Here is a 1,011-nt window from a genome sequence, read left to right on the forward strand (position 1 = left end):
TTAGTAAAAAGGAATAAAGAGAATCGAGATAATACCCAATCTAAGAGTGATAAAAAAGATGCACTAGTTATCGCAGATATGGTCAAAAACGGCTACTATTCCTTTATTCGCCCATCTTCAGAATCATTTGAGAAACTTAGAGTTCTAATGTCTAATCGTGATGTGATTGTAAAACGTCTAGTAATGACTATTAATCAAATAAATCGATGGGTGGATGTTGTCTTTCCAGAGTTGCGACAAGTGTTTAACGATGTTTCGTGCAAAGGTGCAATCGCAACCCTTCGTTTGTTTCCAACTCCAGCTGAAATATCTTCAATGGAGTTAATAGATGTCCAGAGGGGATGGAAGTCATTAATGAAAAGACAACCAGGACCTAAAAAGGCTCAATTACTGATCAATCTAGCAAAATCTTCTATTGGAACGGGACAAGCACTTGATGCTTATAAATTCCATCTAGAACAATTATTAGAAGAATATGACCTCGCTGTAAAACAACTCGAAAGAGTTGAACAACTAGTTACAGAAGTTCTCAACAATATTCCATTTGCAAAAAAACTACTTATGATTAAAGGAATAAGTGAAATTTCATTAGCTGGGATCCTAGGTGAATCAGGTAATCTAAGTGGATTCTCACACGGAAACTCTCTTTTACGTCATGCAGGATTACATTTAGCTGAAGCAAGTTCTGGCAAGTGGAAAGGTCAGATTGTTATTTAGAAGCGTGGAAGGTCAAGACTACGACGTTTCCTCTATTTAGCAACCATGAGCCTTGTGATGAATAACCCTGAGTTTAAAGCTCTCCATGCCCATAATGTGAAGGTTAAGAAGATAAAGAAAATGAAATCAATAATGAAACTGATCGGTAAACTAGCAAGGATTTTTGTAGGAATAGCACGACGAAACGAGTCTTACTGTCCAAATAAAATACAGGAATTAATCCCTTTAGCTGCTTAGAAATAAAACATTAGTTTATAAAATGTAACAATTAAAATAGTTAACTTTAATTTTGAA

At 35.2% G+C, this 1,011-nt stretch carries 1 pseudogene; it reads left to right on the forward strand.

The annotated features are described in order from the left end of the window. Positions 1 to 954, forward strand: a pseudogene (locus tag COE25_RS30045) (transposase); the annotation flags it as partial. Positions 955 to 1,011 lie beyond the last annotated feature (57 nt).

Source organism: Bacillus sp. AFS031507 (assembly GCF_002584635.1).
Lineage (GTDB): Bacteria > Bacillota > Bacilli > Bacillales > Cytobacillaceae > Neobacillus.